This window comes from Streptomyces sp. SYSU D01066-1 (genome assembly GCF_054956795.1).
Map to the genome: position 1 here is coordinate 141,540 of NZ_JBUDHV010000014.1, position 14,372 is coordinate 155,911.

The window sequence follows — 14,372 nt, forward strand, 5'->3', positions numbered from 1 at the left end:
CCGCCTGGCGCGTCGGCCCGGTGCGGCGGATCGGTTTCCTCGACGGCTACGGGATCCACGTGAACGCCGCCCTCCTCGTGCCGGGCTTCGCCCTGTGCGCCGCGGCCGACGGCGGACGTGGCACCAGGTGATCAGCGGCCGTGGCCGGCCAGGTCGTCAGCAGCCGTGGTCGACCAGGTCGAACGAGGCGTAGTGGTCGGCGGTGTAGTAGTCCTCCTGGTACTCCTCCCCGGTGACGATGCGGCGGGCGCCGCGCGTGGAGGAGCCGGGGGTGATCACCGTGTACTCGTGGTAGTAACCGCTGGACCGGCTGGGCAGGATGCCCTCGCGGTTCTGGAAGACGGCCCCGTCCTGTGCGAACGGGTAGGGACCGCCCTGTTCGATCAGGTCGAGGGTGTCGTGCGCCTGGGAGGGCAGGTCGCTGTAGCAGATGCTGCCGACCGCCGAGGGGGCGGCGGTGGCGGTCGCGGAGACGGTGCCGCCCACGAGCAGGGCGGCCAGGGCTGCGGCGGCCGCGCCGACGCGGGCGGCGTGTGGGGGGAATCGCATGCCCACCATGATGACGCGCGTAGACGATGTCATGTCAATGACAAGGAAGAAGTTTTCTCCCGTCACGTCCGATGAGTTTTCACGGGGTTAACCCGTTCACGTGGCCACCCCCGCCGCGCGGCCGTCCCCTTCGCGCGGCCGTCCCCTTCGCGCGGCCGTCCCCTTCGCACGGCCGTCCCCTTCGCGCGGCCGTCCCCTTCGCGCCGCCGGTCCGCCGCCGCTCAGCGCCAGTCGCCGGTCACCCGGGCCAGCAGGCGGGGGCGGGGCTCGCCGTCGCAGGACACCACGGCCTCCACCGAGACGATGTCGGCGGTGAGGGCTTTCCCCGTCGTCCACACCAGCGTGTCGGAGACGTCTCCCGCCTCCCCGAACGACTCCGGCGCGTCGGCCGCGACGGGAGGCACGTACGGTTCACAGCCGACGACCTCCAGGGGCCGGCCGAGGTATCAGCCGCCGACGAAGACGGCGTACGGCACGGCAAGTGCGCCCAGGTGGCGTGGAGTTGCCCAAGCGGGCACCCGCGCGGTCTCGCACGAGCACCCGGCCCGGCCCCCGCGTCACCCGTCCACCGGAAGCTCGTACGTGCCGTACTCGGGGCTGCCCGCCGGCTCGTACGACTGGATGCTCACCCCCTTCGCCGTGGTCCGTCCGCCGGTGTGCCGGAAGGCGGTCGGCACGCCGCCCTCCTCGAACAGGCGGCGCCCGGCGCCCAGGACGACGGGGTAGGTCAGCAGGTGGAGGGTGTCGACGAGGCCGAGCGCGAACAGCGAGCGGGCGAGGACGCCGCTGCCGTGCAGCAGGATCTCGCCGTCCGTGCGCTCCTTGGCCGCGGCGACCTCCCCGGCGAGGTCGGCACCGAGCACGGTGGTGCCGGCCCACCCGGGGCCGGTGAGGGTGGTGGAGGCGACGTACTTCGGCAGACCGTTCAGCTTGGCGGCGATCGGGTCGGCGGGGTCGGTGACCCTCGGCCAGTACGCGGCGAAGATGTCATACGTGCGGCGCCCGAGGAGGAAGGCGCCGACGCGGCCGTAGACCTCGTCGATGAAACGGCCGGAGTCCTCGTCGTCGAAGGGGACGGTCCAGCCTCCCTGGGTGAAGCCGTCGCTGGTGTCCTCCTGGGGGCCGCCGGGGCCCTGGTAGACGCCGTCGAGGGTGACGAAGGTGGTGAGGACGAGCTTGCCCATGACGGGTACCTGCCTTCCGTGTGCGGTGGATCCGCTGTCACCAGGGCAGACTCCTCCCGTCCGCGCGATTCATCGCTTCCCGGTGACGCTTCTCCCGGGGCGTGCGCGGCCAGGCGGACAGACGCGTTCCGGCCACCGGGCCGTGCCGTCGTCGTTCGACCTGGTCAGCCGCCCGGTTCCGGGTGGCGGGCGGCCGGCCGGGCCGCGCCGTCCGCGGTGAGGGCACCGGACAGACGCAGGCGGGAGCTGCCGCCGCCGGGGAGGATGTCCACGCGCGTGTGCGTGCCGACGGCCTCCTCGGGGAGGACGGAGCGGTCGCCGGCGTCCTCCGGGCGGGACGGGGGCGTCGTACGGCAGGACGGCCGTGATCGTGCCGCCGGTCCCGGATCGACGCGGCGCGTGTCCGCTCCGGGGTGACGGCCCGCGTGGAGCGCGGCACCGGTTCGGCTTCGGACATCCGAGCTTCTTCTCCGTCACCGGGCGCGCTTCAACGAGCTGTTGAAGAAGCCTCCCCTCCCACCGCCCGGCACCAAGAGGCCCTCCCGCCCGGGACCGGGCGGCCAGCACCCCCGCGCATTTTCACTGAGTGGAACCATTAGTCCACCCACAGGAAAAGAGTGATGAGTGAGCAGGGAGTCAACCGGCCGCCGGGTAGGCTTCTGCCCTCCCGTCCGCCCCGAAAGGAACGCGCCGTGCCGACGTCCAGCGCCAGCACCACCGGCTCCGCCAAACACACCGCGAGCGGTGGCGTCCAGTCCCTGGAGCGCGCCTTCGACCTGCTCGAACGGATGGCGGACGCGGGCGGCGAGGTCGGTCTGAGCGAGCTGTCCGTGAGCAGCGGGCTGCCGCTGCCCACCATCCACCGGCTGATGCGCACCCTGGTGGCCTGCGGCTACGTCCGCCAGCAGCCCAACCGCCGCTACGCGCTCGGCCCGCGTCTGATCCGCCTGGGCGAGTCGGCGTCCCGGCTGCTGGGCACATGGGCGCGTCCGCACCTGGCCCGTCTGGTCGAGGAGACCGGCGAGACGGCGAACATGGCGCTGCTGGACGGCGACGAGATCGTCTACGTGGCGCAGGTGCCGTCCAAGCACTCGATGCGGATGTTCACCGAGGTCGGCCGCCGGGTGCTGCCGCACTCCACCGGCGTGGGCAAGGCGCTGCTCGCCTCCTTCCCGCCGCAGGAGGTGCGGGCGCTGCTGGCCCGCACCGGGATGCCCGCCGCCACGGAGAAGACGATCACCACGCCGGACGACTTCCTGGCGGCGCTGGAGGAGGTGCGGCGGCAGGGGTACGCGATCGACGACAACGAGCAGGAGATCGGCGTGCGCTGCCTGGCCGTCCCCGTGCCCGGCTCCCCCACCGCCGCCGCCATCTCGATCTCCGGCCCGGCCGGCCGCGTCACCGAGGCGGCGACCGCCGCGATCGTGCCGGTACTGCGGCAGGTGGCGGCGGAACTGTCCCAGACACTGCTGGCGTCCGGCGGCGGCTCGGCGGCCTGACGCCGCGGCGGCCCGACCACCACCCGCCCGGTCCCGGCCGCCCGATCCCGGCTGTCCGACCGCAGCCACCCGACCCCGACTGCCCGACCACAGCCGCCGACCACAGCCACCCCTCTCCAGCTCTACAGCTCTACAGCCACCCCACTACGGCCGCGGCGGCTCCCCGAAGAGCTCCACGGCGTGCCGGACCTCCGTCAGGCCGGCCGAGAGGGCGCTGACCGAGCCGATCGCGCCGGCGAGCAGCAGCAGGGAGCGGCGCAGCCGCGGCACCTCCGGCACACCGACGGCCGCCATCGCGGCGAGGTCGGCCAGCTCCTCCTCGGCGACGCCCCGATCGGGGAACTCCGCCGGCAACTCGGCGAGCCGTCGGCGCAGTCGGGCCACCGCCGACCGCAGTTCCCCGACCCGCACGTCCTGGTCACCGCCGGCCACTCGGTCCTGCCCCACACCCCGCAACACAGCCCCTCCCCCTCGCGTCCCGTCGTGCGCCGTCACGCGGTCCCCTCCGCCTCGCACCCGTCGTGCGCCGTCGCGCGTTCCCGCCCCCCGGCCCCAGGCGGCGCCGGCCGGGCGCCGGGGACGCGGGCCAGTAAACGCCACCCGGTACGCACGCGCCACAGCGGGGGCCGAAACCGAGTGCTCCGAAATTCCTCGCCCACCGGGGCTCCGTGTCCCGAACTCCGGTATGCAGGACGCATGGAGAAGCACGAAGACCAGGTCACCGGTGTGCTGCTGGCGGCGGGCGGCGGGCGGCGGCTCGGCGGACGCCCCAAGGCACTGCTGGAACACCGCGGCCGGCCACTGGCCGAGCATGCGGTACTCGCCCTGCGCGCGGGCGGCTGCGCCCGCGTGCACGTCGTTCTGGGGGCGCGGGCGGACACCGTACGCGCGCGGGCGGCTCTGGACGGGTGCGTCCTGGTGGACAACCCGGACTGGGAGCAGGGCATGGGCGGTTCGCTGCGCGCCGGGCTGGCCTCCCTGGCCGGTACGGGGGCGCGGGCCGCGCTCGTCTGCCTGGTCGACCAGCCCGGCGTCGGCGCCGAGGCGGTGGCCCGGGTCCGCGCCGCCTTCCGGGACGAGACGTCACTGGCCTCGGCCGCCTACGACGGCGTACGCGGGCATCCCGTGCTGCTCGGCGCGGCGCACTGGGCGGGCGTCACCGCGACCGCCACCGGGGACCGGGGGGCCCGCGCCTATCTGAAGGCGCACGCGCGGCGGCTCACGCTCGTCGAGTGCGCGGACGTGGCGCGGCCCCACGACATCGACACCGAGGCGGACCTCGTCCACCTGGAGTGAACCGGACGGACGGGTGTCCCGGCGTCAACGCGACATTGAGCTTCCACCATGAGGAAACTACTATCCATCGCTCAGAAGTCGCCGCCCGCTGAAGGAAGTGACCGCTCATGTCCGCACCAGCGCCGTCCCCGCTGGCCGTCGTCGGCGCCGGGCCCCTGCCCCGGCAGGAGGAGGTCCTCACCGACGCGGCGCTCGCCTTCGTGGCCGAGCTGCACCGGCGGTTCACCCCCCGCCGTGACGCCCTCCTCGCCCGCCGCGCGGAGCGCCGCGCCGAGATCGCCCGCACCTCCGCACTGGACTTCCTTCCGGAGACCGCCGCGATCCGCGCGGACGACTCCTGGAAGGTGGCCCCGGCCCCGGCCGCGCTGGAGGACCGCCGGGTCGAGATCACCGGTCCCACCGACCGCAGGACGACCGTCAACGCGCTGAACTCCGGCGCCCGGGTCTGGCTCGCCGACTTCGAGGACGCCTTGGCCCCCACCTGGGAGAACGTCGTCCTCGGTCAGCTCAACCTGATCGACGCCCACACCCGGAACATCGACTTCACGGACGCCGGGACGGGCAAGTCCTACGCCCTGAAGGCCGACGCGGAACTCGCCACGGTCGTGATGCGTCCCCGCGGCTGGCACCTGGACGAGCGCCACCTGCGGCTCGACGGCACCCCGGTCCCCGGCGCCCTGGTCGACTTCGGCCTGTACTTCTTCCACAACGCCCGGCGCCTCCTCGACATGGGCAAGGGCCCGTACTTCTACCTCCCCAAGACGGAGTCCCACCTGGAGGCCCGCCTCTGGAACGAGGTCTTCGTCTTCGCGCAGGAGTACGTCGGCATCCCGCAGGGCAGCGTCCGCGCCACCGTCCTGATCGAGACGATCACGGCCGCGTACGAGATGGAGGAGATCCTCTACGAACTGCGCGACCACGCCTCGGGCCTGAACGCCGGCCGCTGGGACTACCTCTTCTCGATCGTGAAGAACTTCCGCGACGGCGGCGAGAGGTTCGTGCTGCCGGACCGCAACGCGGTGACGATGACCGCCCCGTTCATGCGGGCGTACACCGAACTCCTCGTCCGCACCTGCCACAAGCGCGGCGCGCACGCGATCGGCGGCATGGCGGCGTTCATCCCGTCCCGCCGGGACGCCGAGGTCAACAGGGTCGCCTTCGAGAAGGTCCGCGCCGACAAGGACCGCGAGGCCGCCGACGGCTTCGACGGCTCCTGGGTCGCCCACCCCGACCTGGTCCCGATCGCCATGGAGTCCTTCGACAAGGTCCTCGGCGACAGGCCGCACCAGAAGGACCGGCTGCGCGAGGACGTCGACGTCAAGGCGGCCGATCTGATCGCGATCGACTCCCTGGACGCCAGGCCGACCCACGCGGGCCTGGTCAACGCCGTGCAGGTCGGCATCCGCTACATCGAGGCGTGGCTGCGCGGCCACGGCGCGGTGGCCGTCTTCAACCTGATGGAGGACGCGGCCACCGCCGAGATCTCCCGCTCCCAGATCTGGCAGTGGACCAACGCCGGTGTCGTCCTCGACAACGGCGAACGGGTCACCGCCGAACTGGTCCGCGAGATCGCCGCCCGGGAACTGGCCGGCATCCGCGCGCGGGCCGGCGAGGAGGCGTTCGCCTCCGGCGCCTGGCAGCAGGCCCACGACCTGCTGCTGACGGTCTCCCTCGACGCCGACTACGTGGACTTCCTGACCCTGCCGGCGTACGAGCGGCTCAAGGGCTGAGTCACCGGCCGGCCTTCTCCGCGTGGCCCAGGGTCTTCCCCGGGGCCACGCGGTCGCGTACCGCCCGCTTGACGGCCGTCGGTTCCGGGAAGCCCTGCTCGCGGCGGTCCCAGACCACCGCGCCGCCGGCCCGGACGACGAAGACGCCGCCCGTGCCGGGCTTCAGCGCGACCTCGCTCACCTCGGCCTCGAAGGTGGTGAGCAGTTCCTGCGCCAGCCAGGCCGCCCGGGGCAGCCAGCGGCACTGGGTGCAGTACTCGATCTCCACGCGCCGTGCGCCGTCGTCCGTCATCCGCGGCCTCCTTCGAGGTGTACCGACCAGTCCTGTGCCGCCGCCGGCTTGCCGTGCAGGTCGGGGACGCGTTTGAGCCAGTCCGGGCGGCCCTGCCGGGCACGGGCCGCGCGTCGGGCGTCCTCGGCGGCGAGTTCCTCCCGGGTGGGGAAGTCGGCGGGGAGCCAGGCGGCGGACGCCCGGACGCGCGCGTGGAGGTGGTCGACGTAGGCCCGGCGCGTGTCGTCGGGGCTCGCGAAGCCCTCCTCGGCGGCCAGCCAGGCGTCCGGGACCTCGGCGGCGATCTCGCCGAGCAGCCGTTCGGTCACCCGGGGCGCGAGTTGCGCGTCGGCGGCCCGTACGTCGGGGGCGTAGCGGCCCAGGGCGTGGTGGCGGAAGTCGTACGCCTTGGCGGGGTCGGCGCTCTCCCAGCGGTGGTGGAAGACGAGGGCGGCGCCGTGGTCGATGAGCCACAGCCGCGGCGGTACGGTGCCGAGGGTCGGCCAGATCAGCAGGTTGGAGCTGTGCACCGTGCGGTCGACGTTGGCGGTGAGGGCGTCGAACCAGACGATCCGCCCGGCCTCCAGCGGATCGACCGGGAAGGTCCGGGCGGCCTCGGGGGTGAAGTCCGCGGCGCCCGGCAGATGATCCATGCCGAGGTTGACGCCGGCGCTGACCCGGTGGAGCTCGCGCACCTCCTGGTGCGGCTCGCGCTCGGCGATCGCCGGGTCGAAGTCGACCAGCACCAGTTCGGGGAAGCGCAGCCCCAGCGCCCGCGCCAGCTCACCGACGATCACCTCGGCGACCAGCGCCCTGCGGCCCTGGGCGGAGCCGGTGAACTTCACCACGTAGATCCCGAGGTCGTCGGCCTCGACGAGCGCGGGGACGGAACCGCCGGAGGTGAGGGGTTCGACGTAGCGGGTGGCGGTGACCTGTCTCAGCATGTCCGCAGCCAATCTACCCCCTCAGCCTTACATTCCACGGCCGCCTCCCGGACTGTTTCTGGGGCGGGGCCTTCCGGGATCGGCCGTGGGGAGAATCTGGGGAGTTTGGTTCGCCATGCGGTTCCCCGTCCTCCCCAGCAGTCCGTCGATGGCCGCGCGTCCCTTGCTGCCAGCCTCTGGCATGAAGTGTGCATAGTAACCGAGGGTGATCGCCGGTGAGGAGTGCCCCAGCCAGCGGGCCACAGTTACCACGGACTCCCCCGCCTCCAACATGATCGAGGCGAAGGTGTGCCGCAGTACGTGGAAGCCGTCCTGCGGGGCCGCCTCCCACTGCCACTGCTTCGCTCCCTCGGCCTGGGGCTGGATGACGCCGGCCTTGGCCAGCGCGGGCTTCCAGGTGTAGGTGTTCCATGTGTTCACCGCGATGGCGTTGCCGTAGCGGGTGGTGAGCAGCAGGGAGTACTTCCTCCGTTGCGCGGCCTCCGGCTTCCCCCAGGGCAACTCGACTTCCCCCGGGGGGAACGCCTCGATGTGGCGCTTGAGCTCTTCGGCCACCATGGGGGGCATGTCGACGACGCGGGTCTTCTTGCCCTTCGGCAGGGTGTAGTACAGCCTTCCCTTGATCGCCTGGACCTGGCGTCGGACACGGATTACACCGCGTCCGAAGTCGATGTCCTCGGGGCTGAGCCCGAACACCTCGCCCTGCCGGAGCCCGCAGCCGAGCCCGAGCACGACGGCGATCCGGTTACGCGGACTGATGACGTCGCGGACGCGCAGTGCGGTCTCCAGCGACCATGCCTCGCGGCGCTCCTGCTCGGCCCGGGGCCACCGCACGGACTTCGCGCGCATGGGGTTGGCGGCGAGTCGCTTGTCGTCCACGGCCGCTTCCAGGATGGAGGACAGCTCGGACAAGATGCCACGGCGGTAGTCGACCGAGACGACGACATCGTCCAGCCTCGCGATGTAGGCACGCAGGTCGGCCGCCGTAATGCTCCTGAGCGGCAGATGACCCAGGTGCGGGACGATATGGAGGCGCGTTCGCCGCTCCTGGTTGTCCTGGGTCTTCGGAGCGCCCGCCCGCCCTGGCGCCCAGTGCTGCGTGATGTAGTCGGCCAGGGTGATCGATCCGTCCCGCGGGTCGACGAACTCGCCGCGCTCCTCGTCGGTGGCCGCCCGGCGCAGCCACGCCTTGGCGTCCTCCAGTGTCTCGAACGAACGGTCCCGGACGCCGGGGATGCCGGCGACCTTGTACCGCTTCCCGGAACCGTAGCGCGCGGTCCGCTCGCGCTTGCCGGTGACGGGGTCCTTCCTCTTCTTGATCCAACGGTCTTCTATGTAGCCGGCCAGGGCCGTCTCCTCCTCGGAAGCGTTCGGTTGAGCAGGCAGGTGCGATGAGGCGGTACATCAGACGCTGCGGCGGTCGCGGTCGGGGCGCTGCTGCGGGGGTGTGCTGAGAGGACTCAGCTCGGGAGTGGAGCGGGAGTCGGACCGCTCCTGTTCACGGACCCAGGCATCGAGGGCGCTCCGCCGGTACATGACGCGCCCGCGGGGGCCCATCCGGAAGCTGGGTGGTCCCTGCCGCCGGTGGCGCCAGACATAGAGGGTGTGCGGGGACAGGCCGAGGTATTCGGCAGCTCCCTTGACGTTCAAGAAAGCGGCAGCTTGCAATAGCGGAGCAGCGGCAGGCGGAACGGAGGACCGAGCGATGGGCATTCAATACCTCTGCTGGGGGCAGGGCAGTCACACTTGGCGAGCATTCGAGTGTGGGTGGGTCGGCGGGATAGTTCCCTCACTCAGGTAAGGGGATGGGAACTCGAAAGGGAAAGACGCGACTGCCGGGGACACATCAATGGTCCGGAGGACCGCCGGTTTGGCCAACCGGCGATCGTCGGCTATGTTGCGCCGCTTGCTCAGCCATGACGCGCGGCGCCATCCCCGAGGAGTGTCTGCGGCGCGACCCCGAGAGCTGCGGCGATGGCCGTGAGGTCATCGACGTCACAGCGTCGGACCTGGCGTTCGATACGCGAGAGCTGGGTGAAGGTGAGAGGTCGCCCAAGGGCGGTGACGCGGTCGGCGAGCCGGCGCTGCGAGTAGCCGCAGGCAGTGCGCAAGCACGCGATGGCCTGGGCGGCGGCTTGTCCGGCGGGGCCTATTTCGAGGGGTCGTGGCGGCATTTTTTTGTTGTAGCTTGCTTTCCCGATCTCGGGAAGCGATTCGGTGTCTGCCGTAAGCGATGCACGGGAGGGGCCGGTATCCGACCCCTGTTTCCGTCACCGTTTCCGGTTTATGCCGTGTCGGTCCCGGGGCGAGTACTACAGAGTTTTAGAGCCAACTCTGGACTTGTGTGCCGTGGGTGTGGCTGTGTTGTCCACACGCCCGGCACGATGCCGGAAAGTGCTCCGAGTAACGACGAAGGTGGTCGATCGACATCGCCCGTATCCGCACCATCAAGCCCGAAGCGTTCGCCTCCGAGTCGCTGGCTATGGTGTCCCTCTCCGCCGAGCGGACCTTCTTCGGGCTGCTCACGCAGGCCGACGACCGCGGCCGCTTCCGCGACCAGGCCGCGGTCATCGCCGGCCTGTTGTGGTCACTGCGCCCCGACCACGGTCCCCTCGGCGTCGAGGACGACCTCACCCAACTGCACAACGCCGGGCTGATCTGCCGCTACCAGGGCGGCGACGGCAAGCGATATCTGCACATCGTCACCTTCGCCCGCCACCAGAAGATCAACCGGCCCAGCGGCGTACGCCACCCCGACTGCCCGCTCCACGACCTCGGTCGCGTCCCTGAGCCCTCACCGAGGGCTCCCGGAGACCTCACGGAACCCTCCGTGAGTGCTCACGAAGGTAAGGCGGCGGCCTCGCCCGTCGGGGAAAGTCCTGTTCAGGAGGCTGGCAGTGAGCCCTCACCACCGACGCAAGGAGGGCTCACCGAGGACTCCCTGAGCCCTCACGGTCCGGATCTAGGACCTAGGATCATGGATCTAGGATCTACCCCTTCGGGGGGCGCAAGCGCCCCCGCGCCCGCGACCGTCTCGGCCAAAACCCTCATCGGCGAGTACATCGCCGCATGTGCCGAGCGCCCGCCCTCCAGCTTCCTGGGACACCTGGGACGCGAGGTCCGCACCCTGCTCGCGGACGGCATAGCGCCCGACCGCATCCGCGCCGCGCTGGTGCTACAGCGGACCAAGGGACTGCACCCCAGCACCCTGCCCAGCCTCGTCAACGAGGTGATGAACGCGGGCACTTCGCGCAGCACCCCGCACCAGGCGTGGACCAATCCCGCCGACACCACGGCGGCCTACGGAGGCCAGCTGTGAACATCACCACCACCAGCCGCGGGTGCCCGCCGCAGCCCGTCGGTGCCCTGGCCAACCGACTCGAAGCGATTCTCACCGCCCGCGGCCTCGATCCGGAGGCCACGGTGGCCCCGCCGGACGAACCGATCTCAGCGCTGCATCTGGCCGATGCCCGCATACCCGCGCGCTACCGCGGCGCGCTCGCCGACCACCCTCAGATCACCGCCTGGGCCGACCGGATCGCCCGAGCCGGGCGCCCCGGTCCGGCTGGCGCACCCGGCATCGCCGAGGGCGGCTCCCTGCTGATCGCCGGCCCCACCGGCACCGGCAAGACCCACCAGGCGTACGGCGCCGTCCGCGCCCTCCTCGCCCGCGGTGTCCGGCTGCGGTGGGAAGCCGTTACCAGCGCCGACCTACACGCCCGCCTGCGGCCCCGCGCCGGCCAGGACACCGAGCGCGAGTTGCAGACTCTGGCCCGCAGCCCGCTGCTGCTCCTGGACGACCTCGGCGCCGCCAAGACTAGCGAGTGGACCGAGGAGCTGACCTACCGGCTCATCAACCACCGCTACGAGCATCTGCTCCCCACCCTCATCACCACCAACCTCCCCACCGACGAACTCCGCGCCACCCTCGGCGACCGCGTCGCCTCCCGCCTCGCCGAAATGGCCGAACGCGTCATCCTGGGCGGTCCCGACCGCCGACGCCGTAACCCCGGGTGATGCCTCGCCTCCCAACGAGCCGCGACGAGCGCCGAGCCCCCTCGGGGACCGAGCGCAGCAGAGCGGGGACGGTGCACGGCCACAGTGGGGACCGGTCCAGGGAGACGTCCGCCGTCAGCATTGGGAACCGTCCCATCCCTCAACGAGACCGACCGCCGACCACAGCGGGACCGTCCCGGGACCGAACCCGACCATCACGCGGGGACCGGAGGCAGCCACGGGGACGGGTCCCCAACGGACCGGGGACCGGGGACCGGGGACCGGGGACCGGGGACCGGGGACCGGGGACCGGGGACCGGGGACCGGGGACCGGGGACCGGGGACCGGGGACCGGAAGAACACAGTGGGGACCACGGCCCCCGAACCTCAGGCAGCGCCGGTTGGGGACCGGCCGGACGCCCAGAAACCCCCTCACACCTTCCACCGCCACCAAAAACCCGCTTCGAAGGACTCCATGCATCAACCGCATCCGCAGACCACCGACGACGCACACCACAGCAAGGCCGTCCCGGCCCCAGGCGGAGCAAGTTGGGGCGGAAGCGTAGCTTCCGCCGACTCCGCCCCAGGAGGAGCGGGAAGAGACCCGCACCGGGAGGCGCAGGTATCGGCATCGACCGAGGGCGGATCGAAGCCGGAGCAGGAGGAGAAGCCGACCAAGCACCCCAGTCGCCACGAGCACGCCGCCCGCGCCCGTCAGCGTCCACGTCAGCCGCGCGAGAAGAAGCGCCTGCATCAGCCCAACACACGTCTCAACGACGACGAGTTCGCCGTGATCAAGTCCGCCGCCGCCCGCTGCAACCTGTCCGTTGCCGGCTTCCTCGCCCGCTCCGCCCTCGCCGCTGCCCGTGACCTTGATCGCACCAGCGCCGAAGTCGCCGACGAGCGAGAGGTGATCACCGTCCTGTTCGACAGCCGGCGCAAGCTCGGCTGGGCCGGCAGCAATCTTAACCAGGCAGTCAAGGCCCTAAACACCGGTGCCGAGGCCACCCCACAACTGTGGGCAGCCGTAGCCGCCGTGCAACGCGCCGCCGACGCTGTCCACGAAGCCTGCACCCGACTGATCGAGCGGCGCACCCCGTGATCCCCCGTGTCCACGCGCCCGGCTCCCGAACGCTCGGCCTGCTCATCTATCTCTACGGGCCCGGCAAACGCGAGGAGCACACCGACCCTCACCTCGTCGCTTCCTTCGACGGCATGTCTCCCGACCCCGGCCGCGACCCCACCGCCACGCTCAAAGACCTGCAAACCATGCTCGACCAGCCCGTGCAGGCGCTGCCCGAGCACGCCCGCCCCGCCAAGCACGTCTGGCACACCTCCGTGCGCGCGACCGCAGACGACCGGATACTGAGCGACGAGGAATGGGGTGAGATCGCCCGGCGCATCGTGGCCGCCACCGGCATCGACCCCGGCGACGGCCAGCCCGGATGCCGCTGGGCCGCCGTGCGCCACGCCGACGACCATATCCACATCATCGCCACCCTGGTCTGCGAGGACGGCAGCCGGCCCGACGACTACCGCTCCGGCAAACGCGCCCAGACCGAATGCCGGTTGATCGAGAAGGAGTACGGCCTGCACCGGGTCACGCCCGGTGACGGTACGGCCGCCCAGCGGCCCACCAGCGCCGAGCGGCACAAGGCCGAACGCCTGGGCCGGGAACGCACCGCGCGGGAGGAACTGCGCGAGACGGTACGCCGGGCGGTGGCCGGCGCAGAGAGCGAGAAGGAGTTCTTCGACCGACTGGCCGCCTGCGGCCTGCTCATCCGCAAGCGGGCCGCGCCCTCCGGCGACCTGCTCGGCTACAAGGTCGCCCTGCCCGGTGACCGCAACAAAGACGGCGAACCCGTCTTTTACCCCGGCGCGCGCCTCGCGCCGGACCTGTCCCTCCCTCGTATTCGAGAACGCTGGACCACCGACGCTTCCGCCCGAGGTGATGCCGCATCCCCTAGCTTTACCGCCCTGACCGCACGCGAGACACCGCCCACCGCAGCTGCTGCCCGTCGGCGCACCGCTTCGGCTGCCTGGCAGTCACTCCTGGTCGTCGAGCACGGCGAGGACACGGTGGTCGCCGGACACATCGCCGCAGCCGGTGAGGTCCTCGACGCACTGGCACAGACGTCCGCCGCTCACACCCGCCCCGCACTGCGCGACGCCGCCCGCGCCTTCGAGCGGGCCTCCCGCTCCCACGTCCGTGCCGAGCGCGGACACGACCGCGCACTGCGCCAGGCCGCCCGCGACCTCGCCCACGGCGGCCCCGTCCTCGGCCGCGGTGAAGACGGAGCGACGACGGCGATGGCGATCGACATGTTGTTCTTCCTCATCACCGCGATCGGCCACTGGCACGCCAAGAAGCGCCACGCCCAGCAGGCCGACGCCGCACACCGAGCCGCGGAACACCTGATAGCCGCCTACCAAACCGCAGCCGCCCAACCCTTCGGCGACCTGTACCGGCGCGGCCGACAGATGAGTCGCACCTGGCTGCTGCGGCAGCGCACGGTGGTGCACGAGGCCGTACCAGAACTGGCCGGGCGAATCCTCGCCGAACCGGGCTGGTACGCCCTCGCTGCCACCCTCGCTGATATCGAAGCCGTCGGCCACGACCCGGCAACCCTCCTGTGCGAAGCAGCGGTGCGACGCGAGCTCGGCACGGCGGACTCCATCAGCGACGTACTCGTGTGGCGACTCCGCCGGGTCGCAGAGCTGTCCGCCAGCACAAGCACCACCGCCCCCGGAGCCCTCATCTCAACGGCACCAGCAGTCCCGCTGGGCCGACGAGATCCTCGGAGGCCAGGACGCCAACCGTGACTCGCGCTGCAGTCTGACGCACATCCCTGTGCGACTCCGTTGTTCGGCCTCTGGACGCGCCTCGACCGGAATGACGTCTC

At 71.7% G+C, this 14,372-nt stretch carries 16 protein-coding genes and 1 pseudogene; 7 read left to right on the forward strand and 10 right to left on the reverse strand.

Going from position 1 to position 14,372, the window contains the following annotated elements; genetic code table 11:
- Positions 1–156 precede the first annotated feature (156 nt).
- The 3 genes from ACY1JF_RS16340 to ACY1JF_RS16350 form a co-directional block, all read right to left on the reverse strand.
- Positions 157–549 carry a ribonuclease domain-containing protein gene (locus ACY1JF_RS16340; protein WP_462705848.1) on the reverse strand — a complete coding sequence of 131 codons (393 nt, stop codon included), beginning with the start codon at positions 547–549 and terminating at the stop codon, positions 157–159.
- Between the two features lie 221 nt (positions 550–770).
- Positions 771–953: a hypothetical protein gene (locus ACY1JF_RS16345; protein WP_462705849.1), complete on the reverse strand. Its 183-nt coding sequence runs from the start codon at positions 951–953 to the stop codon at positions 771–773.
- Positions 954–1,106: 153 nt separating this feature from the next.
- Positions 1,107–1,733 carry a dihydrofolate reductase family protein gene (locus ACY1JF_RS16350; protein WP_462705850.1) on the reverse strand — a complete coding sequence of 209 codons (627 nt, stop codon included), beginning with the start codon at positions 1,731–1,733 and terminating at the stop codon, positions 1,107–1,109.
- Positions 1,734–2,425: 692 nt separating this feature from the next.
- Between ACY1JF_RS16350 and ACY1JF_RS16355 the strand changes: the two genes are divergently transcribed.
- Positions 2,426–3,232, forward strand: a complete 807-nt coding sequence (locus ACY1JF_RS16355; RefSeq protein WP_462705851.1) for an IclR family transcriptional regulator — start codon at positions 2,426–2,428, stop codon at positions 3,230–3,232.
- A 144-nt stretch (positions 3,233–3,376) separates the two neighbouring features.
- Here the strand turns inward: ACY1JF_RS16355 and ACY1JF_RS16360 are convergent, their stop codons facing one another.
- Positions 3,377–3,691, reverse strand: coding sequence for a DUF5955 family protein (locus tag ACY1JF_RS16360; protein ID WP_462705852.1), 315 nt, complete (start codon positions 3,689–3,691; stop codon positions 3,377–3,379).
- A gap of 237 nt (positions 3,692–3,928) precedes the next feature.
- Here ACY1JF_RS16360 and ACY1JF_RS16365 point away from each other — a divergent pair, with 237 nt between their 5' ends.
- Both ACY1JF_RS16365 and aceB read left to right on the forward strand, forming a co-directional pair.
- Complete coding sequence (locus ACY1JF_RS16365) at positions 3,929–4,528, forward strand: nucleotidyltransferase family protein (RefSeq protein WP_462705853.1); 600 nt, start codon at positions 3,929–3,931, stop codon at positions 4,526–4,528.
- A 107-nt stretch (positions 4,529–4,635) separates the two neighbouring features.
- Positions 4,636–6,258, forward strand: coding sequence for a malate synthase A (gene aceB, locus ACY1JF_RS16370; protein WP_462705854.1), 1,623 nt, complete (start codon positions 4,636–4,638; stop codon positions 6,256–6,258).
- Between the two features lies 1 nt (position 6,259).
- Here the strand turns inward: aceB and ACY1JF_RS16375 are convergent, their stop codons facing one another.
- The 6 genes and pseudogenes from ACY1JF_RS16375 to ACY1JF_RS16400 all read right to left on the reverse strand — a co-directional run bounded on the left by ACY1JF_RS16375 (position 6,260) and on the right by ACY1JF_RS16400 (position 9,647).
- A complete protein-coding gene (locus ACY1JF_RS16375) occupies positions 6,260–6,550 on the reverse strand; it encodes an Rdx family protein (RefSeq protein ID WP_462705855.1) in 291 nt (96 codons plus the stop codon).
- The gene (locus ACY1JF_RS16380; protein ID WP_462705856.1) at positions 6,547–7,473 is read right to left on the reverse strand and encodes a HipA family kinase; all 927 of its coding nucleotides are present in this window, start codon (positions 7,471–7,473) and stop codon (positions 6,547–6,549) included. The genes ACY1JF_RS16375 and ACY1JF_RS16380 overlap by 4 nt, the downstream gene beginning before the upstream one ends.
- 27 nt (positions 7,474–7,500) lie before the next feature.
- On the reverse strand, positions 7,501–8,352 hold the full coding sequence (locus ACY1JF_RS16385; protein WP_462705857.1) for a tyrosine-type recombinase/integrase: 852 nt from the start codon (positions 8,350–8,352) through the stop codon (positions 7,501–7,503).
- 126 nt (positions 8,353–8,478) lie between these two features.
- A pseudogene (locus tag ACY1JF_RS16390) lies at positions 8,479–8,859 on the reverse strand (hypothetical protein); the annotation flags it as partial.
- A gap of 18 nt (positions 8,860–8,877) precedes the next feature.
- Entirely contained in the window at positions 8,878–9,123 is a 246-nt protein-coding gene (locus tag ACY1JF_RS16395) for a helix-turn-helix transcriptional regulator (protein WP_462705858.1), read from the reverse strand.
- Between the two features lie 260 nt (positions 9,124–9,383).
- Positions 9,384–9,647, reverse strand: a complete 264-nt coding sequence (locus ACY1JF_RS16400) for a helix-turn-helix domain-containing protein (protein ID WP_462705859.1) — start codon at positions 9,645–9,647, stop codon at positions 9,384–9,386.
- A gap of 254 nt (positions 9,648–9,901) precedes the next feature.
- Here ACY1JF_RS16400 and ACY1JF_RS16405 point away from each other — a divergent pair, with 254 nt between their 5' ends.
- From ACY1JF_RS16405 to ACY1JF_RS16420, 4 genes are all read left to right on the forward strand, one after another.
- Positions 9,902–10,792, forward strand: coding sequence for a hypothetical protein (locus ACY1JF_RS16405; RefSeq protein WP_462705885.1), 891 nt, complete (start codon positions 9,902–9,904; stop codon positions 10,790–10,792).
- A gap of 2 nt (positions 10,793–10,794) precedes the next feature.
- On the forward strand, positions 10,795–11,490 hold the full coding sequence (locus ACY1JF_RS16410; RefSeq protein WP_462705886.1) for an ATP-binding protein: 696 nt from the start codon (positions 10,795–10,797) through the stop codon (positions 11,488–11,490).
- A 454-nt stretch (positions 11,491–11,944) separates the two neighbouring features.
- Complete coding sequence (locus tag ACY1JF_RS16415; protein WP_462705860.1) at positions 11,945–12,571, forward strand: hypothetical protein; 627 nt, start codon at positions 11,945–11,947, stop codon at positions 12,569–12,571.
- Positions 12,568–14,292, forward strand: coding sequence for a relaxase/mobilization nuclease domain-containing protein (locus tag ACY1JF_RS16420; RefSeq protein ID WP_462705861.1), 1,725 nt, complete (start codon positions 12,568–12,570; stop codon positions 14,290–14,292). The genes ACY1JF_RS16415 and ACY1JF_RS16420 overlap by 4 nt, the downstream gene beginning before the upstream one ends.
- The last annotated feature ends 80 nt before the right edge of the window (positions 14,293–14,372 follow it).